The organism is Pedobacter sp. NJ-S-72, assembly GCF_053890575.1.
In genome coordinates this window covers 3,522,077-3,545,412 of the sequence record NZ_CM132681.1, presented here as the reverse complement: position 1 = coordinate 3,545,412, position 23,336 = coordinate 3,522,077, and the positions used below count along the sequence as shown (strand labels likewise).

Annotated in this window: 22 protein-coding genes and 8 pseudogenes; 2 read left to right on the top strand and 28 right to left on the bottom strand. The window is 39.2% G+C overall.

Annotation, left to right across the window (positions count from 1 at the left end; genetic code table 11):
* Positions 1–132 precede the first annotated feature (132 nt).
* From ACWYN3_RS23525 to ACWYN3_RS23460, 14 genes and pseudogenes are all read right to left on the bottom strand, one after another.
* Positions 133–1,130 (bottom strand): annotated as a pseudogene (locus ACWYN3_RS23525) (aspartate-semialdehyde dehydrogenase).
* A 262-nt stretch (positions 1,131–1,392) separates the two neighbouring features.
* Entirely contained in the window at positions 1,393–1,578 is a 186-nt protein-coding gene (locus ACWYN3_RS23520; RefSeq protein WP_456216579.1) for a hypothetical protein, read from the bottom strand.
* Entirely contained in the window at positions 1,566–2,264 is a 699-nt protein-coding gene (locus tag ACWYN3_RS23515) for a sugar phosphate isomerase/epimerase family protein (RefSeq protein WP_456216578.1), read from the bottom strand. Before ACWYN3_RS23515 ends, ACWYN3_RS23520 begins: the two co-directional genes overlap by 13 nt.
* A 10-nt stretch (positions 2,265–2,274) precedes the next feature.
* Positions 2,275–2,520, bottom strand: a complete 246-nt coding sequence (locus tag ACWYN3_RS23510) for a hypothetical protein (RefSeq protein WP_456216577.1) — start codon at positions 2,518–2,520, stop codon at positions 2,275–2,277.
* Positions 2,421–3,059, bottom strand: a complete 639-nt coding sequence (locus ACWYN3_RS23505; protein ID WP_456216576.1) for a TIM barrel protein — start codon at positions 3,057–3,059, stop codon at positions 2,421–2,423. Before ACWYN3_RS23505 ends, ACWYN3_RS23510 begins: the two co-directional genes overlap by 100 nt.
* Before the next feature lie 109 nt (positions 3,060–3,168).
* Positions 3,169–4,419 (bottom strand): nucleoside permease, encoded by a 1,251-nt coding sequence (locus ACWYN3_RS23500; protein ID WP_456223128.1) that lies wholly within the window; start codon positions 4,417–4,419, stop codon positions 3,169–3,171.
* An 80-nt stretch (positions 4,420–4,499) separates the two neighbouring features.
* Positions 4,500–4,595, bottom strand: a complete 96-nt coding sequence (locus ACWYN3_RS23495) for a family 16 glycoside hydrolase (RefSeq protein ID WP_456216575.1) — start codon at positions 4,593–4,595, stop codon at positions 4,500–4,502.
* 83 nt (positions 4,596–4,678) lie between these two features.
* Positions 4,679–5,155, bottom strand: a pseudogene (locus ACWYN3_RS23490) (3-keto-disaccharide hydrolase); the annotation flags it as partial.
* Between the two features lie 58 nt (positions 5,156–5,213).
* Positions 5,214–6,676 (bottom strand): annotated as a pseudogene (locus ACWYN3_RS23485) (Gfo/Idh/MocA family protein).
* A gap of 48 nt (positions 6,677–6,724) precedes the next feature.
* Positions 6,725–7,123 carry a c-type cytochrome gene (locus ACWYN3_RS23480; protein ID WP_456216574.1) on the bottom strand — a complete coding sequence of 133 codons (399 nt, stop codon included), beginning with the start codon at positions 7,121–7,123 and terminating at the stop codon, positions 6,725–6,727.
* Between the two features lie 141 nt (positions 7,124–7,264).
* A pseudogene (locus ACWYN3_RS23475) lies at positions 7,265–8,321 on the bottom strand (sugar phosphate isomerase/epimerase family protein).
* A gap of 6 nt (positions 8,322–8,327) precedes the next feature.
* Positions 8,328–9,489, bottom strand: a pseudogene (locus ACWYN3_RS23470) (Gfo/Idh/MocA family protein).
* Positions 9,489–11,191, bottom strand: a pseudogene (locus tag ACWYN3_RS23465) (GMC oxidoreductase). The pseudogenes ACWYN3_RS23470 and ACWYN3_RS23465 overlap by 1 nt, the downstream one beginning before the upstream one ends.
* 16 nt (positions 11,192–11,207) lie before the next feature.
* Positions 11,208–11,815: pseudogene (locus ACWYN3_RS23460) on the bottom strand (gluconate 2-dehydrogenase subunit 3 family protein).
* A 342-nt stretch (positions 11,816–12,157) separates the two neighbouring features.
* Here ACWYN3_RS23460 and ACWYN3_RS23455 point away from each other — a divergent pair.
* Positions 12,158–13,105, top strand: coding sequence for an NAD-dependent epimerase/dehydratase family protein (locus tag ACWYN3_RS23455; protein ID WP_456216573.1), 948 nt, complete (start codon positions 12,158–12,160; stop codon positions 13,103–13,105).
* Between the two features lie 23 nt (positions 13,106–13,128).
* Positions 13,129–13,856: pseudogene (locus ACWYN3_RS23450) on the top strand (YebC/PmpR family DNA-binding transcriptional regulator).
* 902 nt (positions 13,857–14,758) lie between these two features.
* On the opposite strand, the gene ACWYN3_RS23445 reads toward ACWYN3_RS23450, so the two are convergent.
* The 14 genes from ACWYN3_RS23445 to ACWYN3_RS23380 form a co-directional block, all read right to left on the bottom strand.
* A complete protein-coding gene (locus tag ACWYN3_RS23445; RefSeq protein ID WP_456216572.1) occupies positions 14,759–15,055 on the bottom strand; it encodes a carboxylesterase family protein in 297 nt (98 codons plus the stop codon).
* Positions 15,034–15,540 (bottom strand): carboxylesterase family protein, encoded by a 507-nt coding sequence (locus tag ACWYN3_RS23440; protein ID WP_456216571.1) that lies wholly within the window; start codon positions 15,538–15,540, stop codon positions 15,034–15,036. Before ACWYN3_RS23440 ends, ACWYN3_RS23445 begins: the two co-directional genes overlap by 22 nt.
* 85 nt (positions 15,541–15,625) lie before the next feature.
* The gene (locus ACWYN3_RS23435) at positions 15,626–15,823 is read right to left on the bottom strand and encodes a RagB/SusD family nutrient uptake outer membrane protein (RefSeq protein ID WP_456216570.1); all 198 of its coding nucleotides are present in this window, start codon (positions 15,821–15,823) and stop codon (positions 15,626–15,628) included.
* Between the two features lie 119 nt (positions 15,824–15,942).
* Complete coding sequence (locus ACWYN3_RS23430; protein ID WP_456216569.1) at positions 15,943–16,032, bottom strand: hypothetical protein; 90 nt, start codon at positions 16,030–16,032, stop codon at positions 15,943–15,945.
* 49 nt (positions 16,033–16,081) lie between these two features.
* A complete protein-coding gene (locus ACWYN3_RS23425) occupies positions 16,082–16,459 on the bottom strand; it encodes a hypothetical protein (protein WP_456216568.1) in 378 nt (125 codons plus the stop codon).
* A 137-nt stretch (positions 16,460–16,596) separates the two neighbouring features.
* Complete coding sequence (locus ACWYN3_RS23420) at positions 16,597–17,352, bottom strand: RagB/SusD family nutrient uptake outer membrane protein (protein WP_456216567.1); 756 nt, start codon at positions 17,350–17,352, stop codon at positions 16,597–16,599.
* Positions 17,353–17,366: 14 nt separating this feature from the next.
* Positions 17,367–18,098 (bottom strand): hypothetical protein, encoded by a 732-nt coding sequence (locus ACWYN3_RS23415; RefSeq protein WP_456216566.1) that lies wholly within the window; start codon positions 18,096–18,098, stop codon positions 17,367–17,369.
* Positions 18,098–18,619 carry a TonB-dependent receptor domain-containing protein gene (locus ACWYN3_RS23410; RefSeq protein WP_456216565.1) on the bottom strand — a complete coding sequence of 174 codons (522 nt, stop codon included), beginning with the start codon at positions 18,617–18,619 and terminating at the stop codon, positions 18,098–18,100. Before ACWYN3_RS23410 ends, ACWYN3_RS23415 begins: the two co-directional genes overlap by 1 nt.
* Positions 18,616–20,256 carry a SusC/RagA family TonB-linked outer membrane protein gene (locus tag ACWYN3_RS23405; protein ID WP_456223127.1) on the bottom strand — a complete coding sequence of 547 codons (1,641 nt, stop codon included), beginning with the start codon at positions 20,254–20,256 and terminating at the stop codon, positions 18,616–18,618. The genes ACWYN3_RS23410 and ACWYN3_RS23405 overlap by 4 nt, the downstream gene beginning before the upstream one ends.
* Positions 20,257–20,267: 11 nt before the next feature.
* Positions 20,268–20,576: a carboxypeptidase-like regulatory domain-containing protein gene (locus tag ACWYN3_RS23400; protein ID WP_456216564.1), complete on the bottom strand. Its 309-nt coding sequence runs from the start codon at positions 20,574–20,576 to the stop codon at positions 20,268–20,270.
* A 381-nt stretch (positions 20,577–20,957) separates the two neighbouring features.
* Positions 20,958–21,611: a fibronectin type III-like domain-contianing protein gene (locus ACWYN3_RS23395; protein WP_456216563.1), complete on the bottom strand. Its 654-nt coding sequence runs from the start codon at positions 21,609–21,611 to the stop codon at positions 20,958–20,960.
* Positions 21,612–21,616: 5 nt separating this feature from the next.
* Positions 21,617–21,718, bottom strand: a complete 102-nt coding sequence (locus ACWYN3_RS23390; protein ID WP_456216562.1) for a hypothetical protein — start codon at positions 21,716–21,718, stop codon at positions 21,617–21,619.
* 34 nt (positions 21,719–21,752) lie between these two features.
* Complete coding sequence (locus ACWYN3_RS23385; protein WP_456223126.1) at positions 21,753–23,021, bottom strand: glycoside hydrolase family 3 N-terminal domain-containing protein; 1,269 nt, start codon at positions 23,019–23,021, stop codon at positions 21,753–21,755.
* A 16-nt stretch (positions 23,022–23,037) separates the two neighbouring features.
* Complete coding sequence (locus ACWYN3_RS23380) at positions 23,038–23,259, bottom strand: hypothetical protein (protein WP_456216561.1); 222 nt, start codon at positions 23,257–23,259, stop codon at positions 23,038–23,040.
* Positions 23,260–23,336 lie beyond the last annotated feature (77 nt).

Genomic DNA, 23,336 nt, shown 5'->3' with positions numbered 1-23,336 from the left:
AATACAAATAACGGGAAAGCAAAAGATTAATAATAAAAAAATGTGGTGTTATTCCGGCATTTTGCCAGATTTACACCACATCCTGTATTATAGAACCTGTTCAGATTTTACAGGCCCTTTTAAAGAATCAGATTAGATCAGTTCTTTTCTCAATAAAAACTCAGCGATCTGAACTGCATTTGTCGCAGCACCTTTACGCAGGTTATCTGCAACGATCCACAGATTTAAAGTATTTGGCATTGACTCGTCTCTTCTGATACGGCCAACAAAAACCTCATCTTTTTCATGTGCATCTTTTGGCATTGGATATTTAAGATTTGCAATATCGTCCACTACAATAATACCTTCTGTCTTTTCCAATACTGATCTTACATCAGCCAGATCAAAGTCATTCTCAAACTCAATGTTCACCGATTCTGAGTGACCACCCATTACCGGGATTCTTACCGTTGTAGCAGTAACGCGAATGTTTTCGTCGCCCATAATTTTACGGGTTTCTTTAATCATTTTCATTTCTTCTTTGGTATATCCGTTTTCTTCGAATACATCAATCTGAGGAATAACGTTCAAGTCTCGATCTGGTGAGGATAAGCCATCGGGCCATCCAGAATACCTTTACGCTCATTCATCATTTGTTCTACAGCTTTCACACCAGTACCAGTAACCGACTGATAAGTAGAAACGACTACACGTTTAATTTTGTATTTATCATGTAATGGTTTTAAAGCCACTACCATTTGTATTGTCGAACAGTTAGGGTTAGCAATGATTTTATCATCAATTGATAATTCATAAGCGTTAACTTCCGGTACAATCAGTTTTTTTGATGGATCCATGCGCCATGCAGATGAATTATCGATTACTGTTGTTCCTGCTTCTGCAAACAGAGGGGCATATTTTAAAGAAGTACTGCCACCGGCAGAAAATAAAGCCACATCTGGTTTCATTGCAATTGCTGTTTCCATGCTAACGACCTTGAACTTCTTACCCTTAAAAGTGATTTCTTTACCAACACTCTTTTCAGATGCAACCGGAATTAGTTCGGTTAACGGGAAATTACGCTCTTCTAGTACTTAACATAACATAACAGTGCCTACTAAACCAGTAGCACCTACAACTGCAATTTTCATGATTTGATCTTGTTTTTAGTGGTTGTGAAGCTATCATAAGCTATTCTTAGTCCGGAGGCCGTCAGCTTATGATGGTTTCATTTAATGTTTATTAATGATAATATATCATATTCCAAATATGGGAAAAAAATCGCTTTTTCCTTAGAATCTGTTTAAATAGTTCTCGGAAATGTCTCTTTTCTAAGTATTTTACTCTGTTTTAAGAATTTTGTTCCATAAAAAAAGGCGGGCTTATTTAAGCCCGCCTTTCAAAATTTTCTTTTTATAAGAGTGCTTTTTTAATATAGTTTGCGCTTTCTTTAATACTTACATAAGGATCGATAGCGAAATTTTCCTGCTCTACAATCAGGTGTTTCAATCCTGCCTGTTTGGCGTGTTTATAGATAGCTTTAAAGTCGATCTTTCCTGTTCCCACTTCCGTGTTAATCGTGTTATCTACTTTATCCAATCTTTCACATGCCACATCGGGAAACGTCCCGGGTGATCAGTAAATAGTTTTACCGGATCATTACCAGATCTTACTACCCAGTATAAGTCCATTTCAAACTGAACTGCTGCAGGGTCTGTTTCTTTAAGCATAATATCATAACCAGTAGTTTCACCATATTTTACAAATTCAAAATTATGGTTATGATAAGCAAGTTTCAATCCGCTGGCTTTACAAAGTGCTGAAGCTTCATTTAATCTTCCTGCAACCTTTTTCCAGTCATCTTCTGTCTTGCGCAGGTTGTCCCCTAAATAAGGGACTACGATATAACTGCTTCCAATTATATTTGCAGCTTCAATATAGCTTTTAAGTTCCTCTGGATTACCAGTTCCAATAAACTTATCCATTCCATAATGTCCGCTTGGAGCAGTAAGGCCATTATTTGATAGTAAAGTTTTAAAGGCTTTAGGGTCTAAGCCCCAGAACTTATCTTTTACTGAATAACCATAAGTTTCCACTTCTTTATAACCAGCTTTTGCAACTTTTGCAATTGTACCAGCTACATCAGTAGGTAATTGTGCTCTTAATGAATATAGTTGTAAACCAACGACTTTAGTTGGAGCAGCGGCAAAACTTAATGAGGGTAATACCACGGCACCAGCCGCAGCTAACCCCGCTTGTTTAATGAAATTTCTTCTTGAGTTCATAATTATATCTTTATAAGTCACAAATTTTAATCGCGTTTCTTAATGACTGAAGTTTATCTTTCTGTTTAGGAATAAATTCCTGTGCGATATATCCTTTAAAACCTGTTGCCAGGATAGCCTTGATGATTGCAGGATAAAAAAGTTCCTGCGTATCATCTATTTCATTTCTGCCCGGTACACCAGCAGTGTGGTAATGTGCAATATATGGATGATAAGTCCGGATGTTATGAATAACGTCACCTTCGTCAATTTGCATATGATAGATGTCGTATAATAATTTAAAGTTTTCGGAGCCCAGTCTTTTAGCCAGTTCGCACCCCATGCAGTATGATCACACTGGTAATCTTTATGGTCAACTTTACTATTTAGTAATTCCATAACCAGGACTACATTGTGTTTTTCGGCAAGAGGCAGAACCTGCTTTAATCCCTCAACACAATTATTCCATCCTGTTTCATCATCTTTTCCTCTGCGGCTTCCGCTAAAACAGATCAGGTTTTTATACCCGGCCTCAGCTACCAGGGGAATCATTTTTTTATAATTTTCTATAAGTATTGGATGAAAAGCTGGATCATTCCAGCCATCAGTCAGGTTGATTTCTGCACCATTACACATGGAAGAATACAAGCCATGTTTTTTTAGGATTGGCCAGTCAGCAGGCCCTACCAGGTCTATGGCTTTCAAACCCATTCCTTTTACTGCGGTACAAAGTTCATCCAGAGGGATGTCACCAAAACACCAGCGGCAAACCGAATGGTTCACATTACCTTTTAACGGAGCATTGTGTGATTCCATTTCTGATGCATGCATATGAGGGATAGCAGATGAGATGAGAGGCCCAGAATTGCTGAACCTGTTATAATTGTTTTTAAAGCGTTTCTGCGGCTCTGTTCAGTTCCCATGATTAAACTTCATTAAATTGAGTATCAATAACTCTTTTGCGCTTCTCATTAAAGAAAAGAGTGAAAAGCAAGAATACCACCAGCGCAATTCCAGCAGGGATGATCCAGACCATTTTCCAGTCTACAGCACCGTCTGCTAATTTATAGCTATCAGTAATCATACCGGCTACTTTAAACCCGATCAGCATACCTACACCATAGGTAGCCAAAGTAATTAAGCCCTGAGCTGCACTTTTATATTTTTCCCCAGCTCTTGAATTGGTATAAATTTGTCCTGATACAAAAAAGAAATCGTAACATACACCATGTAAAGCGATGCCAATAAGCAACATAAAGCTCAATTCGCCAGCGTTACCATAAGCAAATAAAGCATACCTGATTGCCCATGCGATCATCCCCACAAGGATTGTCGTTTTTGAAAATCCAAATCTTTTGAAAAATACTGGTATCATTAATAAAAACAGCGCTTCAGATACCTGTCCGATAGCCATCTTTCCTGTAGGCCCTTCTACACCAATATTAGATAAGAAAAGGTTTGCGTTCTGATAATAAAATGCCAGAGGGATACAGATTAAAATTGCTGAGATAAAGAATATCGCGAAGTTTCTGTCTTTAAGTAATTTCAATGCGTCCAAACCAAGGATATCGGAAATGGTTACTTTTTCTCCTTTAGCCACTTTTGGCGGAGTTTTTGGCAATGCGAAGCTAAATAAACCTAAGATCAGTGAAGCTACACCAGCCATCAGGAAAGTGTTTTTCAATAATCCTGAATCCATACCAGCTTTTGAATCCCAAAGGAAAAGGTAACTGATACATAGTCCGGCAACGATCCAGCCTATAGTACCCCAGAATCTGATATTTGAGAATTCTTTCTCAGCATCTTTCATCTGATTAAAAGATACAGAGTTCACTAAAGCCAGGGTAGGCATAAATAAGATCATATACCCTAATACATAAGGATAGAATACATTTACATCCGTAGCCGTATACATTTGATACATGAGTACTGCTCCGATAATATGCAGTACGCCGAGAATTTTCTCCGCATTAAAGAATCTGTCAGCAATCAATCCAATAATAAAAGGAGCAATAATAGCTCCCCATGACTGTGTAGAAAACACAGCAGCTGAATCCGCACCTGTAGCATGCAGGTTTTTTTCTAAGAAAGTACCCAGCGTAACAAACCATGAACCCCAGATAAAGAACTCAAGGAACATCATTGCTGATAATTTAATACGGGTATTTATATTCATCATATAGTTTAAAGGTTTTTTTAAATTTATAAGAATCTGTTTATATTTTATGAATTTAAATTAAACAGATATTGTGGCTTCTAAAGTTCTTTGATCATAATATTACGGAACCAGACTTCATCACCGTGATCCTGCAATGCAATTTTGCCTGATGTAAAAGTTCCAAACCATCCCATTTAGCAGCAAATTTGCTGCCTGCAATCAATGCTTTCCAGTTCTCATCAAACTGCGTTGTAGAAACTGTTTTTACACCATTTAATATAAATTCTAATTTACCTTTATTACTGATAATTTCGGCGGTATTCCATTGACCAACCGGTTTTACAGGCTCTGAACTGCTTTTTACTAAATCATATAAATCACCTGCACGGTGTTTGATAATCTTTCCATCGGGATGTCCATCATTATCAATTACCTGCATTTCAGGGCCGGTACTATAAGTCTGATGATATTTCTCAGGATTCTCATTGATATGGAATAAAATACCACTGTTAGATTTAGGGGCTACTTTCCAGTCAATTTTCAAATGGAAATTTGCATATTCTTTATCAGTAACCAGGTCACCATCATCTTTTTGTTTTGACTTAGGATCAAGGTGTATTGTACCATTTTCAATTTTCCAGCCTTTTCCTACAGAAGTCTTTCCATAGCTATGCCATCCTTTAGTCGTTTTTCCATCAAATAAAGAAGTAAATCCTTTTTTTTGATTCTGAGCTTTTGAATTGAAGCCAATCATTGTAAATACCAGTATCGCAGAAATAGCGTAAGTCTTCATAATTGTTTTTTTAATAAAATTAGGCACCAAGTGTCCAGCCTTTACGGTATTCGCGTTTGACATACTGGTTCACATCATCAAAATTGGTTACTTTCATATTGTCATTATCCCACAGCAGTTTTATGTTTCTGCCAGGATAAGTTATCTTTCCATTATCATTTTTGCGCTGCACATCATTTGCTCTGATTGCCAGGTTAGCCATTAATAAAGCTTCAGTAAGCGGGCCGGCAATTTCGAATGGAGAACTTAGTTCTTTTTTGCCATGACCGGCAATACAAGCCTCAACCCATTGCGCATAATGACCCTCTGCACCTTTAGGTACGCGGGCAAATCTTTCAGGAACTTTAATATCTTTATTACGGCTTAGGGGTAAAAGACGAGGGTTTGCACTATAATTTTCACTCATCATTTTTCCTTTTGTCCCAATAAATAAGGTTCCATTACCACCATCACCAAATACCTCATTGGCTTCCAGTTCTTCGGGACGGGTAGGCTGTATACCACCATCCATCCAGTGTACAGTAACGTCGCCTAATGTTTTAGACGTTTTAGGGAATTTTAAAGTCACATGACTTGAAGGCGGGCAACTATCCGGGAAATAACCACGTTTAAATTCATCAACATAGACAGAACCAACACTAGCTTCTACTTCAGATGCATATTTTAAACCAAGCATACTGAAAGGAGCTTCCAGTAAATGGCAGCCCATATCTCCTAATGCACCTGTTCCATAATCCCACCAGCCTCTCCAGTTGAAAGGAACCAGTTTTTCTACATAGTCTTTGTAAGGGGCACTGTTCAGCCATAAATCCCAATCCAGGTTTTTAGGGATATCTGCCTTGTTTGCAGACCATGGAATACCTTGCGGCCAAACCGGACGGTCTGTCCATGCATAACAGTATGAACATCGCCAATCAGACCTGCATCATACCATTCTTTCATCTGGCGGGGGCCATCATTTGATGCTCCCTGGTTACCCATCTGTGTAACTACTTTATATTTTTGCGCTGCCTCAGTTAACTTTCTGGCCTCATAAATATCATGTGTCAGTGGTTTTTGAACATAAACATGCTTACCCAGCTGCATGGCAGCAAGCGCAATCATGGCATGACTGTGATCAGGTGTTGAAACACTTACCGCATCGAAGTTTTTATGCTCTTTGTCCAGTAATTCACGCCAGTCTTTATAAAATTTAGCTTTAGGGAAGCTTTTAACTGATCCCGCAGCTCTGTTTGTATCTACATCACAAAGAAATCCAATATCGGCTTTTCCGCTTTTAGCAAAATTTGCAATATCAGAAGCACCCTTTCCACCAGCACCAATACCTGCTACGATCAATCTATCACTAGGTGCTAAAAAGCCATTCCCGCCTAATACATGACGGGGCACAATCATAAATGAAGCTGAAGCTGCGGCAATTGCTGTTGTCTTAAGAAACGAGCGCCTGTTGGACGCATCTATCTCTTTGTTGGTTTGTTCCATGCTTATTAATATTTGGTTAGATAGGTATGTGTGGTGGTTCCGGAGAACTTATTTTTTCAGTGACAAAATCCAGGTCACCATTTGTTTTGCATCGTCTTTGCTTAAGTTAGGGTGTGGAGTCATTGGCAGATCTCCCCATGTTCCTTTGCTTCCTGCAATAACTACATCCGCTAATTTGTTGATGTTTTCTTCGCTTGAAGGATATTTTGCTGCGATATCTACATATGCAGGGCCGATTACCTTTTGAGTTTTGTTATGGCAGCCTATACAATCTGCTGTTGCTATTAGTTTCTCTCCAGGCAACATTTCTGATGGAGCTGGTGTTTTTGCTGAGGCTTCAGTATCTGTAGTAGTCGCAGTAGTTGATCCTTCAGTTGTAGATCCCGGGTTTCCGCATGAAGCGATTGCTAAACTAATACATCCCAAAATTAACAGTGTCTTTTTCATAATGCTCTTATTGTTTTTTTTTTTTCGAAGTACTCATTGTTTTTTAATTGTTCTCAAGAGCACTTCGTGGTTAACGGTTATGAAGCTTTCATGAGCGGTAAGCTCATTCAGGTTTCATCGTGTGTGTGTTTGTTTTACTATTTATTTTATACCTAATATTTGTTTGTTGAATTCCTGATCTGCACCTGTCGCAGCGAAATCATCAAATGCTCTTGTAGTAACCGGAATGATGTGATTTTTAATAAATTCAACACCTTCTCTCGCACCAGTTTCAGAGTCTTTAATACAGCATTCCCATTCCATTACTGCCCAGCCTTTAAAGTCATACTGAGCAAGTTTACTGAAGATGGTTTTGAAGTCAACCTGTCCGTCTCCCGGAGAACGGTAACGGCCGGCACGGTTTGCCCAGCTCTGATAGCCACCAAAAGTACCTTGTCTGCCCGTTGGGTTGAATTCTGCATCCTTCACATGAAAGCTTTAATTCTTTCATGATAAAGATCTATATATTGGATATAATCCAGTTGTTGTAATACAAAATGTGATGGGTCATATAACAGACAGGCTCTTGGGTGGAAATTTAGCTGTTCCAGAAACATCTCATAAGTTATCCCATCAAATAAATCTTCGCCCGGGTGGATTTCATAACAAACATCTACACCACAGGCGTCAAATTCATTTAGTATCGGTAACCAGCGGCGTGCAAGTTCTTTAAAACCTTCTTCTACCAAACCTTCCGGTCTTTGTGGCCAGGGGTGAAACATGTGCCATAAAAGAGAACCGCTAAAAGTAGCATGTGCATTCAAACCCAGGTTTTGAGAAGCTTTCGCAGCATATTTCAACTGTTGTACTGCCCATTCTGTTCTGGCTGCAGGATTATTCTGATAAGCAGCCGGAGCAAAACCATCAAATACTTTGTCATAAGCAGGGTTAACAGCTACTAGCTGACCCTGGATATGTGTAGAAAGTTCTGTGTGATTTTCAGTCCGTATGAATTTATTTTTCCTTTCAGTTCGTCAGCATAAGTTTTGCTTTCAGCTGCTTTCTGTAAGTCAATAAATCTTGTATCCAGGGTTGGCATTTGTATACCTTTAAACCCTAAATCTGCTGCCCATTTACAAATTCCGTCAAGGGAATTAAACGGCGCTTCGTCTCCAATAAACTGGGCTAAAAAAACTGCAGGTCCTTTGATTGTTGTCATCGTTATTTATATTTTAAAATCAAACCATTTCTGGTCTGACAGCCCTGAGGCTACTACATTTTCTATAAAGGCCATTCCGCGTACACCTTCGTCTACACCAGGGAAGTCTAACATCTCCGGGGTCGGGGTTTTACCGTCCATCTTTGACTTTAAAGTTAATGCGAAATTTCGGTAAATATTAGCAAAAGCTTCCAGATAACCTTCAGGATGTCCGGCTGGTGTTCTTGCATTGAACTGTGCTGCTTCAGTTAAATAACCCTGACCAGCACGGTAAAGCTGAGTTGGTGCATCCAGCCATTTTACTTTCAGTGTATTCGGCTCTTCCTGGTGCCATTCTAAGCCACCTTTTTCTCCGTAAACTTTAATTTTCAGTGCATTTTCTTCTCCCGCAGCAATTTGTGAAGCGACTAAAACACCGTTCGCTCCATTGTTGAATTTTAGCAGTACGTTTCCATCATCATCCAGCGCGCGGCCATCAACCATAATATTCAGATCTGCACAGATTTTTGTAATCTCCAGACCTGAAATATATTCAGCAAGCTGTGCCGCATGTGTTCCGATGTCACCCATACAGCCACTGATCCCACTTTTTGATGGGTCAGTTCTCCATGCAGATTGTTTGTTTCCATCACGCTCAGAAGGCAGGCTTAACCACCCCTGCGGATATTCCACTAAAATCTTTCTGATCTTTCCGAAAGTACCATCCTTTACCATCCTGCGGGCTTGTTTAACCATTGGATAGCCAGAATAGGTATAGGTAAGACATAAAGTCAGTCAGACCAGTTTCCAGTACTTTATCTCTCAGTAGCTTAGCTTCTGCCAGTGTAAGGCTGATTGGTTTATCAATAACCACATGAAAGCCATGTTCAAGCGCCAGCATCGCAGGTGCGAAATGCGCAAAATTAGGCGTAACAATTGTCACAAAATGCATTCTTATATCAGCAGGCAGGAGACTCTCTTTTTCGATCATCTCCTGATAAGTCCCGTAATTTCTGTCTGCTGTCAGGAACAATAATTCACCTGATTCCTTAGCAGTTTCAGGATTGGAGCTTAAAGCCCCGCAAACCAGTTCTATCTGACCATCTATATTGGCTGCAATACGGTGGACGGCGCCTATAAATGCATTTTTACCGCCACCGATCATCCCCATTCTTATTTTACCGTTCATTAAAGATTACCTTTTTTTAATTCACTTACTGCAAAATCTGCTGCTCTGGCTGTTAAAGCCATAAAAGTCAGCGAAGGATTTTGACATGCGATAGATGGCATACAAGAACCATCTGTTACAAATACATTTTTTACTTCATGCATCTGGTTCCATTTATTTAATACCGAAGTTTTAGGATCATTTCCCATACGGGCAGTTCCCTGCTCATGGATAGCCATACCTGGTGTTGAGCCGACATCATAAGTTTGTACATTTTTGATTCCTGCTGCTTCAAGCATTTCTGCCGCATCATTCATCATGTCAATACGCATTTTTTCTTCGTTACCCTTAAATTCACAGTCGATAGCCAGTACCGGCATTCCCCATTTATCTTTTTTCGTTTTGTCAATGTAAACTCTGTTTTCATGGTATGGAAGAGATTCACCGAAACCACCTAATCCCATTTTCCATGCACCTGGCTGAGTCATCAGATCTTTAAAGTCACCGCCAAAAGCAAGTTCGGCTACGTCTTTATGCCAACCTGTACGGCTTGCACCACCCTGATAACCAAATCCACGTAAGTAATCACGTTTATCACCTCCCATGTTCTGGTATCTCGGAACATATATACCATGGCCCTGCGGCCGTAAGTATATTTGTCATCAAAACCTTCTGCATCTCCAGAAGCACCACAACGGAAATGGTGATCCATTAAATTATGTCCCAGCTCTCCGCTTGCATTTCCTAAACCATTAGGATGTTCAGCAGAAGTTGAGTTCAATAATAAGAATGTACTACCTAAGGTAGAACCGTTTACAAAAACAATTTTGGCAAAGTATTCTATGTTTTCTTTTGTTTCTGAATCAATGATTACTACACCTGTTGCTTTCTGTGTTTCTTTGTCATAGACAATATGATCTACTAATGAGAAAGGACGTAAAGTAAGATTTCCAGTAGCTACCGCAGCTGGCAGGGTAGAAGACTGTGTGCTGAAGTATGCACCAAAAGGGCAGCCTCTGCTACATCTGTCACGATATTGACAACTTCCTCTTCCTCCGTGAGGAACAGTCAGATTGGCTGTACGGCCAATTGTCATGATACGTGATTTATTCCATTTAGCTTCAATACGTTTTTAACATCTTTCTCTACACAGTTCATTTCCATTGGTGGGAGGAAATGTCCATCAGGTAAAGCAGGCCAGTTTTCAACCTGACCACTAATTCCGGCAAATTTTTCTACATGGTCATACCATGGACTTAAGTCTTTATATCTGATAGGCCAGTCATTACCATGGCCATCTTTTTTATTGTCTTCAAAATTCAGGTCACTAAAACGGTAACTCTGTCTGCCCCACATCAGTGATTTTCCACCTACATGGAAACCACGGTACCAGTCAAAACGTTTAACCTCTGTATATGGACATTCATGATCATCTACCCAAAAGCTTTCATTAAATTCCTGGTAAGGATAATCACGCTTTTGTACCGGGTGGGCTTCTTTTTGTACTTCAGTTAATTTACCACGGTGTTCAAACTCCCATGGTTTTTTCATTGCTGTAGTATAGTCTTTTATATGCTCTATGTTTCTGCCGCGTTCAAGTAGCAGAACTTTAAGTCCTTTTTCAGTCAGTCAGTTCTTTTGCTGCCCATCCTCCACTTATTCCTGATCCAACTACGATAGCATCGTATGTATTTTGTGCGGTTGCTTTTGTGTTTAAATTCATGTGTTTTGTAAATAGATTAAGAAGAATAAACTTTTTGTCCAGGTTTTAAATCGACACAGCCATTGTAACGGCCGGGAACGTCAATGTACTCTAACGCTTGTGTTGCGCCGATTTCTGAGGTGAAATAACCTAGCAGGGTTAAATCTCTCGCTATGGCAAAAAAGTATGGAGTACCCTGAGGACCGTATTTAGCAGCTTTAACAGTATTGGTCAATGCTTTGCTTTTTGCTTTTTCAGCTGCTGCGGCTTTTTCGCCATCAGCTTTCTGAGCAGCAACAGTCTCATCTCTTACTTTTCCAAGTAATTGTTCACGTTCTTTTACAGAAATTTTAAGGAATGAATTATTGTATTCTTTTTTTGAACGGGCTTCCAGGTCTTCAAGACCTTTAACAAATGCATCTTGTGCATCTTTAGGTAACAATCCCTTACCATCATTGAAATCCATGGTCCAACCCCTGCTGCTTTCGCACCTGGTGTTTTTGTTGACGGAATAATAATGTCTGCCACTTCTGTGATCAACTGATCCTGATCTGCTGAAAATATTCCCGATCCTTTCTTGGTCGAAGGAGTGTTACAGCTGTCAAGAAATACTCCGATTGTAGTAGCAGATAATGCGCCTCCCATTAAAAAGGCAATGTTTCTGACTGCGTCTCTTCTTTCCATACTTAATATTTGGTTATTTAAGGTGTTGTTTGTACACTATCAACTACTAAAAATAGAAAAAAAATATGCGTAACGAACAAAATATTGATATTTTATTCTTACTTATCATCCTTTTGTTACACCCTATATTGATTCTAAATAAGGATTTAACAAAAGAATGTCTAAACATCGTTCTATAGGGTAGTTGAACCGCGTTTCTTTACGACAAAGAGCTTTGCCTGTTTAATATAAACATGACTGGTGTAAAAACATTTTTCAACAGGTTTCACACAATTTTTTACCTTTGCCAAAATCAAAAGACCAATGACTGAAAAAATACTAGTATTAGGCTCTAATGGGCAGATAGGAACTGAACTGGTTACTGCACTGCGCAAAACTTATGGTGAAGACAATGTAGTTGCCTGTGATATCCGACGTCCTGATTATGACATTAAGAATTCCGGACCATTTGAATTCGTCAATGTTTTAGAGAAGGATACTTTAAATACTATCTTTAATAAATATAAACCAAGCCAGGTTTATTTACTTGCAGCTTTATTATCAGCTACCGGCGAGCAGAATCCAAAACTTGCATGGGACCTGAATATGAACGGTCTGCTGAATATTCTTGATCTGGCGATTGTCTATAAAACTGCCAAAGTTTACTGGCCTAGTTCTATTGCTGTATTCGGACCTAATTCTCCAAAGGATAATACTTCACAATTTTGTGTGATGGACCCAAATACTGTTTATGGAATCAGTAAATTAGCTGGTGAAAGATGGTGTGAGTATTATCATCAGAAATTTGGTCTTGACGTGCGTAGTATCCGCTACCCTGGACTGATTAGCTGGAAGGCTGCTCCGGGCGGAGGTACAACGGATTATGCCATCCATATTTTCCATGATGCATTGAAAAAAGCAAGTTATGCTTCTTTCCTTTCTGCTGAAACGGAATTACCAATGATGTATATGGATGATGCAATCCGCGGAACAATAGAATTAATGGACGCTCCGGCAAATCTTATTTCTATCCGTTCAAGTTACAATTTTGGAGGTGTAAGTTTTACTCCCGAAATTTTGGCAGCAGAAATCAGGAAACATATTCCGGAATTTACATTAACTTATACTGCTAATGATCCCCGCCAACAGATCGCTGCCAGCTGGCCGCGTTCGATAGATGATCAGGTTGCAAGAAATGACTGGGGCTGGAAGCCTGAATTTGATCTGTCAAAAATGACGATCGATATGTTAAACAATTTAAAAAAAAAGTAGGGTAAATCTCTATAATTTATACCATGGGAAGAGCATTTGAGTTCAGAAAAGAAAGAAAATTTAAACGTTGGGCCAAAATGGCCGTACAGTTTACCCGTATAGGGAAAGAGATTGTTATGGCTGTTAAGGACGGTGGTCCTAATCCTGATACGAATTCACGTTTACGTACGGCAATTCAAAACTCTAAAGCGGTAAATATGCCGAAAGACAGAGTGGATGCCGCGATTAAACGGGCATCTAATAAGGATGAGAATGGTTACGAGGAACATGTTTACGAAGGATATGCACTTCATGGTGTAGCGATATTAATCGAAACTGCTACTGATAATACGAACAGAACTGTTGCTAATGTGCGTAGTTACTTTAGTAAAACTGGTGGTTCATTGGGGAAAACAGGTTCTCTGGATTTTATTTTTAATCGTAAATCTATTTTTAGGTTTGTACCGGGTGAAAAGGATATGGAAGAACTGGAGTTTGAACTGATCGATGCGATGCCCTTGAAGAGTTATACCTTGAATCTGATGAGGAAGGTAATGATATCGCGGTTGTTCAAACAGCTTTTGAAGATTTCGGTAAAATGCAGAAAGCTCTGGAAGATTTAGGGTTTGAAATGAAAAGCGCGAAACTGGAAAGGATTGCGTTGTCTACTACGGATATTTCTGAAGAACAGGCTGTGGATGTGTTTAAACTAATTGACAAGCTGGAAGAGGATGATGATGTACAGGCTGTTTATCACAACATGACAGAGTAGGGTGTAGGGGGCTATCCGCTAAACTTAATAAAAAAAGCCTTACTAGTTTTCTGCCCGCGTTCACGAATTGTGAACAATGGCAGAAAACTAGTAAGGCTTTTTTTATTCTATGTCATATCAGATATGACTGGGGGAAGGCCTGGAAGACGCCTTATTTAGGGAGCCTTAGAAGAAAAATTTAAAAGGAACCTTAGAAGAAAATCTTGGAGCGCGCGCTAAGAAGAAGAGTTTAGAAGGAGCTTAAGGAGGAGATAAACTCCTGGAAGAAACCTAAAAACCTTAGGTACCACTCTGGGAAAGACTTGTATAGAGCCCTTAGAAGAAAAATTTAAAATGAACCTTAGAAGAAAATCTTGGAGCGCGCGCTAAGAAGAAGAGTTTAGAAGGAGCTTAAGGAGATAAACTCCTGGAAGAAACCTAAAAACCTTAGATACCGCTCTGGGAAAGACTTGGATAGAGCCCTAAGAAGAAAAATTTAGAAAAGCTTGAGAAGGAAACTAGTAAGGCACCCTAAGAAGAGTTTAGAAAGAGCTTGAGAAGGAAATCAGGAAGGCATCCTAAGAAGAAAAATTTAGAAGGAGCCTTAGAAGATAAACTCCTGGAAGAAACCTAAAAACCTTAGATACCGCTCTGGGAAAGACTTGGATAGAGCCCTAAGAAGAAAAAATTCACAGGAGCCTGGAAGAAAATTAAAATATTGTTTTCTAAGAAAAATAACCAGTAAGAGAGTTATACTGATGAAGGGGGATTGCGGGAATACGCGTGGGATAATAAAACAAAAGACTCAGCTCGTAAACAAGTCAGACATTGTAAAACAAATAAGGACATGTAGTTTTCTGGCATTGTTCACAGTTCAGTGAACGCGGCCAGAAAACTACATGTCCTTATTTGTTTTACCGGGATTACTTTTGATGACTGAACAACCACGGGAGAAGCTTTGGCTCAGCGAAAGTGGAATCCCAGCTGTTATGGTTTGCGTCCGGGTAAAGTGTGAATTTCACTTCCTTTCCGATTATTTTTAACTGGTTAGCTATTGCTGTAGATCCCGATGGTGGTACCACATCATCTTTTCCGCCATGGAAGATCCAAAGGGGTACTTTTTTGTATTTATCTACATTTGCGATGTTATCACCACCACAGATGGAAATGGCAGCAGCAAAGGTTCTTGGTTTGCGTCTCAACAATTCCAGTGTTCCCATACCACCCATAGAGAGTCCGCCAACGTATACCTGTTTGTGATTGATATAGGGTTTTCGAGGAAGTTATCTACCATTCCTAAAAGGGCCTTCATAGCTTTTGTCGGTTTCCCACCTTTTTGATAATCAAAGTTTCTTTTTCCGGCAGAATCAGATGACATCTTTATGTTAGCCCAAAAACTGTCTTCTGAACATTGAGGAAAAACTATGATTGCAGGGTATTGTTTACGGATGTCATCTCTCAGAAATAATTTTCCGCCATGCAGTAATTGTTTTGCGTTATCATTTCCTCTCTCCCCGCTACCATGAAGAAAGAATAATATTGGATATTTTTGTTTAGGGTCGAAATTTTCGGGAAATAAGATCCGGTAAGAGATACTGTCTTTACCATCGATAAAACTGCCTTTGTCATATTTTTTGAAATCCTGAGCCTTTGTTTGTAAAATGAACAGAAGGGAGAACCAGAGAATTAATTTGAGATGCTTCATGTTACTAAATTAAAAAAAAAAACTCGGATAGGAGCGGGTTTTCATGAATTAATTTTTATTTGAAATCACTATTGGTAAATTCTTATTAATAGCCCGGGCTTTGTACTAATTTACCCTGACTTCTGTCAATTTGATCTTGTGGTAATGGAAAATATTCATCACGAGGTTTTAAACTGATACCCTTCAGATAATCAAAGTATGTACCTTCAAAAGCGAAGTAACTTTCCAATGTTGTTTTTGCAATACCCCAGCGTACAAGATCGAAGAATCTATGGCCTTCCAATGCCAATTCTAATCTGCGTTCAGTACGAACAGCAGTTCTGGCGTAATTAGCATCCGGGAATGAAGCATAAAGACCTACTTTGTAGGCTGCTGCTGGTGCTCCGTTGATCGTTTGAGGAGTTATTTTTTTGCTGCGCGTTGCCTTACCGCATTGACCAGGGTTAGGGCTGTTCCCAGATCACCTGTTTCTACTGCACATTCGGCAGCCATCAGATAGATGTCCCCAAGACGGATCAGATTAACATTTAATCCTGTTACATTAGTACTTCCCGGAGCAGTTCCGCTGGTTTAACTGAGCAACTTCGATTGTATTTTTAACGGCAAGGAATGGGCCGCCATTACTTGCATCACGAATCCAGGCATCACCTGGCATTAAACCCCAGTCACGGAACGGAATACCTCTTCTTCCCAAAGTAGACTCAATTCTTGGATCTAAAGCCAATGCTGTATTCACAGTATAGGCTGTCTTTTGATCTGCTGTTAATCCAAGATCAGATGTATAGGGCGTTTGACGGTAGATTTCAGGAGGTAGTGGAAGACCATTGGCATCTACTCTGAATGAATTTGCCAGGTCAATTGTAGGCTGGAAGAAACCACAGCAATTGATCGGTGCACTGCCATAAGGGAAATTCAGCATATCCCCAACGTTCCCGTTATCACCACCAGTACCATCTGTTCCTACAGAATGTTGTACGGTAACAATTGATTCCGGACCATCTTCTTTAGTAATATCGAAGTTATCTGAATAAGGTAAATTTACAAGACTTGGTTTTGCTACAATAATAATAGCATTAAACTGAGCATAAGCCTCGGCATATTTTTTCTGATATAAAAAAATACTTTTCCAAGATAAGCTTGCGCAGCATATTTATCCATACGACCCTTTTGACCTTTTGGTTTTGTTGTATTCAGATTTGCTACTGCAAACTGCAAATCTTCTATGATATTAGGATAGATATCTTTGTCATTTGGAATGATGTCTCCATTTGTAGTAGCCTCAGTAACATAAGGTACAACTTTGAATATCCTTACCAAAAAGAAATAGAAGTGTGCACGAAGTAATCTGGCTTCACCCTGAATTTCTTTTGCACGGGCATCATCAAATTTTGTAGTTCCCTGACCAGCTTGTAATGCAGCTAAAACTTTCAGCGTATTGTTACTGCGCTGAATACCTTCAAAGCATCTGTCCCATACATTAGCCAGGTTATCATTTGTACTGGTTGGGGCATGACGTTCTATTGCGTTCATGTTAGGCTGATCTCCATTGCTACTGCCTTTATGGGCATTATCGGAAGCAACTTCTTCACCGAATAGCCATTGGCTTGGAGCAGCACCATAATTACCCCAGGTACCGTTCACATTACCATTCAGTAAACCATAGGCGCCTACCAATAAACCTTCAACACCATCTTGCGTAGTCAACTGGGGGCCGGTCAATTCACCTTGTGGCTGACCGGTTAAAAATTCCTTCTTGCAGGAAAGCGTACTGCAAATTAAAAAGGATATGAAAATATATTTTAAGTGTTTCATCTTTGTCTCTTTAGTTAAAATCCAACATTAATACCGATAATAAATTGACGTGGCGTAGGATAAACTCCTTTGTCAACGCCAAGGGCTGAGAATTGGTCAGCTGGCATACCCGTGCTTCCAACAGAAGCAGAAGATTCTCTCGTCTGACTTACCTCAGGATCAAGACCAGTGTACTTCGTAATTGTGAAAAGATTAGTAGCACTTACATAAACTCTCAGTTTGCTAATACCAGATTTTGGACCAAATGCTTTAGCTGTTGGAATCGAATCGAAACCGATTTGGATATTTTTCAGTCTGAAGAAACTACCTTTTTGTATGTAGTAGCTGGAAGAAGCATATTCCAGATCGGATGCTCCCACATAAGATGAAGGTATCTGGCTTGATGTATTGGTCGGGCTCCATGCATTTAATAACCTGGTACTTTTTGCACCATCAAATGATGGGAAATCTGTGAAATAACGGGTTGCCTCAAAAATATCATTGCCCTGAACTCCATAAAAGAAGGTTGCAATATCAAAGTTTTTATAAGAAGCATTCAAATTGATCCCATAAGTGAAGTCTGGATTTGGATTCCCAATTACCGTACGGTCTTTAGGATCAATTACCCCATCACCATTAACATCAACATAACGCAGGCCACCAACTCTTGCCCCTGTATAAGATGGGTTGTTTGCAATATCTGCAGCACTTTGATAAATTCCGGCTGTTTTGTATCCGTAGAATGAGCCAAAAGGTGCTCCTTCCATTAATACACTTGTCTGTAAAAACTTCTATAGTTATTATAAACCTGGTTGGAAATACCAGGAGCTAGTTTTACTAGTTTATTTATGTTTTTAGAGAAATTCAGACCAACATCAAACTTAAATGGACTATCATCTTTTCTTCCATAATGATAAGCTACATTAAATTCAACTCCTTTATTACTCATATCACCAATATTAACGTAAGGAGAACTACCTAATCCTACTACGCTTGAAGGCCTTGGGACATTATAAAGCATATCAGAAGTTTTTTTATTGTACCAATCGGCTGATCCGTCAAATGCACCATCTAATAAGGTAAAATCAATACCTATATTCAAAGATTTTACAGTTTCCCATTTGATGTCAGGATTTTGATATGAACTTTGCCATACCCCGGTAGCTAGTTGATTGCCCCCGGAAGTGGCGTAAGCAGCACTGGAAATAGAGCTCTGGAACCTGTCAACGTACTGAAATCCAGGTATCCTTTGGTTACCTGTTTGTCCATAACCTACACGGAACTTCAAATCAAATCAGTTACCCATTTAACACTTTTCATAAAGTTCTCTTCTGAAATTCTCCATGCAGCACTTGCAGCTGGGAAATATCCATATTTGTTGTTAGGGCCAAAATTCGAAGAACCATCTCGGCGAAGCGTAACACTGGCCAGATAACGGTCATGATAAGAGTAATCGGCCTTACCAAATAAAGAAAAGAGTGATCCGATGGAACCGTAACTCGAGTTACTGATATTGGAAGCACCTGTATTCAGGTAATAATAATCCTGATTACCTAAAAGAAAGAAGTCATTTCTTCCGGCATTGAGCTGGCGGGACTTAGATCTGATAGCCTCAGTACCAACTAATACATTTAATCTGTGTTTCTCATTAAATACCTTACTGTAATTCAAGGTATTTGACCAGGTCCATTCAGTAGAATAACCCATATACTCACTCAGACTATTGGAGTTATTACCTTCTGAGAATTCCAGATTTGGATAACGCATTGATAAACCGTTATAGTTTTCATAGCGCAGACCAAAATTAGTCTTTAATACAAGTCCAGGTAAAACATCACCCTCTGCATATACATTTCCGAAAAAGAAATTGCTTTTGTTTCTATTGTCCTTTGCACGATAAAGGAAAGCCAAAGGATTTTCGGCATTACCCAGCTGACTACCACGGCTACCTGCAAAATTTCCATTCACATCATATACCGGAATAATTGTTGGGATACGATATGCCCAGCTTAGTGCACTTCCCTGATCCTGATAATCTCCGGCACCGTTTTGATTTACGCCTAAGCCATAGCCTTCAGAATAGCTATACTGTGCATTTTCACCAAAGCGTACTTTCTTATTAAAGGCAGAAATATTAGTGTTAGATCTGAAATTATAACGTTTGAAACCTGTATATTTCAAAGTACCTTTTTGATCCAGATAACCTGCAGAAAAAGTGTAGGTTGCATTTTCTCCGCCCCCTGTAGCACTTAACTGGTAGTTCTGAATAGGAGCAGGATCTGTAATTTCATCAAACCAGTTAGTTCCTTCTTTATTTGCTTTTGTAATCTGGTAAAATTTAGCAGGGTCACGGCTGTAGTTGTATTTTGAAGGATCTAAATCAGCAGCAGTGATCTCCTGACCTGTTTTTCCACCTGCAAGAAGGTAATCTGGTAATACAGGAACCGAACCTGATCCATAATTTGTACCTGCGGCGATAGTTTTTCCTGCATTTGTATAACCATCAAACACATACTGTGCGTATTGCTGCGGATTCATCATTTTTGGAAAGCTGTTTTTTCTTGGAACCTGAGTACCATAATAAGAATCTAATGTGATTTTTGGTGCGCCTGGTACTCCTTTTTTGGTCGTAATGATCACAACACCGTTATTTGCTCTTGATCCATAAATAGAAGCAGAAGATGCATCTTTCAGCACCTGAAGACTTTCAATATCATTCTGATTAAGCCATGATAATTTGCCTTCAAATGGTACACCATCGATTACATAAAGTGGTTCATTGTTATTGATCGTACTACTTGTACCACGAATCCTGATTTGTGGTGTTGACCCCGGTGCACCATCGTTGATGATTTGCACACCGGTCGCTTTACCTTGTAGGGCTTCAACAGCACTGGCAGCAGGCTGGGCTTTTAAAAGACCAATGTTAACTACAGCTACAGAACCAGTAAGGTCTTTTTTTTACGTTGTGAAGAGTACCCGGTTACAATTACTTCATTCAGGTTGTTGTTGTCGGCCACTAAAGTTATGCTGATGTTAGTTTGGTTACCAACAGTAACTTCTCTGGCGCCATATCCAACAAAGGAAACGACTAATACATCTGTAGGTTTTACGATAAGCGCGAATGCACCGTTTCCGTCTGTGGTAGTTCCACCCGCGGCATTTTTGATTTTGATTGAAGCGCCGATAATGGGCAGTTTGTCATCACTTGCGATGACCTTTCCGGTAATTTTGCTTTGGGCCATTGCTCCGATTGCAAATGACAGGCCCAGGCACAAGAGAAGTAGAACCCTCTTGAAAAGTGGTAAATTTCGTTGCATAAGTTTATAGTTGGTTTAGGTGAAGGGATTATAGTTATAAAGCTGTTTTTTTATATATTGGTTTTTAATGTGAATAAAATATATGTGTGTGTGTTAATACACAATGGTATATGTGTAGTTCGTACACTATATCTAAACTAAAGAAAGGAAAGTTTAAATCCAATAGTTAAAGATATTTATTTTTCGCTGGCTGAAATCAAGGCTGTAAGATGAGTAAAAATGCGGCAAAATATTCTCTTCAGATTCCTGATTAAACAAAAAAAAGCCCCTCAGTAATTATCTGAGAGGCTTTTTGAAATGGTAATGTTAAAGTGTAAAACCAAATTTGGTTGTTGAAACATCCCGTGAATTTGAACCGATAAATACATTGAAGTCTCCGGATTCGGCTGCAAATTTTAAATCGGAGTTATAAAACTTAAGCATTTCCGTGTCGATTGTAAAAGTAACTTGCTTAGATTCACCCTTTTTTAAGAATATTTTTTGAAAACCTTTTAGTTCTTTAACAGGACGGGTAACAGAACCGTAAATATCCTGGATATATAACTGAACTATTTCATGTCCGTCAAAATCTCCGGTGTTTTTAACCTCTACTGTTGCTTTGATAGTCTGACCGCTTTTTAGAGAAGATTTATCTAATTTAACCGGTGAGAAACTGAAAGTTGTATAGCTCAAACCGAAACCAAATGGGTATAAAGGATCATTTGAGCTATCAATATAACGTGACTTAAATTTCTCATTGGATGCACCATCATATGGACGGCCAGTACTTTTGTGGTTGTAATAAAGTGGGATCTGACCTACATTTCTTGGGAAGGTAGCTGTCAGTTTACCAGAAGGATTATAATTACCTACCAATACATCTGCGATTGCATTTCCAGCCTCAGTACCGCTAAACCAGGTCTCTAAAATTGCAGGAACATTTGCATCTTCCCATTCCAGGGTCAATGGACGACTGTTCATCAATACTAATACGATCGGTTTTTACCAGTTGCTGATAAAGCTTTTAGTAAATCTTTTTGGTTAGGTAATAAATCAAGGTTAGTACGACTTGTCGCTTCACCACCCATGATTGCACTTTCACCTAAAACAACAACAGCTATATCAGATTTTTTTTGCTGCGGTTACCGCCTCATCAATTAATTGTTTTGGTGATTTTGCATCTGCCGTAATATCAGCACCATTGGCATTGATCTGTTTAAGAATTGCTGGATTATCAACCAGATTTGCTCCTTTAGCATAAATAATATCCATATCAGGCGCGGCATTTTTCAATCCTTCGATTACACTGATGGCTTTTTTCCAGTCACCCGCTGCACTCCAGTTACCAATCATATCGCGTTTATTATCAGCTAACGGTCCGATTAAAGCGATCTTTGCATTTTTCTTTAACGGCAGTAACTGATTGTTGTTTTTCAATAACACCATAGAAGCAGCTGCAATATTCTTTGCATCTAATCTGTTTTGTGCTGAAAGGATTTCTGTTTTTGCACGTTCTTCGTCAACATATTTGTAAGGATCTTCAAATAAACCCAGTTTGTATTTTGATTCCAGAATTCTGCGGCAAGCTAAATCAATCACTTCCTGAGTGATCTTTTTTTCTTTCAGAGACTGCTTTAAAGTAGTCAGGAAACCTTCACTAACCATATCCATGTCAGTTCCAGCATCCAAAGCCTTTGCACTTACGGTTTGTAAATCACCCAGACCGTGAGCAATCAGCTCACTAACACCTGTATAATCACTCACTACAAAACCTTTGAAACCCCAGTCTTTACGCAATAAATCTGTCAATAACCATTTATTAGCCGTAGCAGGTGTTCCGTTAATATCATTGAAAGATACCATGACTGTTTCAGCACCTGCATCAATAGCCGCTTTATAAGGAGGTAAATATTCATTGTACATTCTGATCAGACTCATGTCTGTGGTGTTGTAATCTCTTCCTCCTTCGGCAGCACCATATAAAGCAAAGTGTTTTACACTTGCCATAATTGCATCTTTATTTGCAAGACTATTGGTCTGATATCCTCTAACCATAGCAGCACCGATTAATGAACCTAAATAAGAATCTTCACCAGAACCTTCAGAAATTCTTCCCCATCTTGGATCTCTTGCGATATCCACCATAGGAGAGAAGGTCCAGTTTAAACCATCAGCACTTGCCTCTCTTGCGGCAATACGGGCACTTTTCTCAATTAAATCCATATCCCAGCTCGCACTTAAGCCTAATGGAATAGGAAAAATAGTTTTATGACCATGTACTACATCATATCCGAATAACAAAGGAATCTTTAAACGGGATTTAGTCATGGCAAGTTTCTGTAATTTACGTACAGCTTGGGGCGTGAATGTATTGAAAACACCTCCTACCAGGCCTTTTTCAATCTTTTCATTTACCCCCTGACTTAAAATCGGCCCTGTTACATCGAAACCTACAGCCGGTAAGTTTCAATTGTCCGATTTTTTCATCTACTGTCATTTTAGACATTAGATTGTTGATGAAGGTATTCATCTTCTGGTCAGGCGCGCTAACAGCTTTTTTCTGTTGTGCAACTAAAGAGTTTGCACTGAAAATAGCCGCCAGGAAAAATAAGGAAGTCGTAGTTTTCATAAGTCTGTATTGATTTTTAATTGTATTCAAGCTGGCCTTGCCAGGTTTTCATTTGTGTGTATTCGTTTGTTATAAGT